A 241-nucleotide genomic window follows, 5' to 3' on the forward strand; every position below is an offset into this window, starting at 1 on the left:
GCTGATCCTCGATCCGCACAATGAATTCGCCGCCGCCTTTCCCAAGCACGCCGTCACCATCGATACGGATACGCTCGACCTGCCCTTCTGGCTGATGCGGCTGGAGGAATTTGCCGAAGTCGTCTTTCGCGGCCGCCCGCCCGTACCCGAAGAGCTCGACATGCTGCGCGACATCATGCCGGAGGCCAAACGCGCCTTCCGCGGCAGCGACAACTCGCTGGTGCGCCGCACGACGGAAAAG

The 241-nt window shown here is 63.9% G+C and carries 1 protein-coding gene; it reads left to right on the forward strand.

The genetic code is table 11. From position 1 onward, the window contains the following. Positions 1-241: DUF87 domain-containing protein (locus EOD29_RS34560; protein ID WP_127248905.1), on the forward strand; the 241-nt coding region annotated here is incomplete at both ends.

The sequence above is a fragment of the Mesorhizobium sp. M1A.T.Ca.IN.004.03.1.1 genome (assembly GCF_003997555.1).
In the GTDB taxonomy this organism is placed as follows: Bacteria; Pseudomonadota; Alphaproteobacteria; order Rhizobiales; family Rhizobiaceae; genus Mesorhizobium.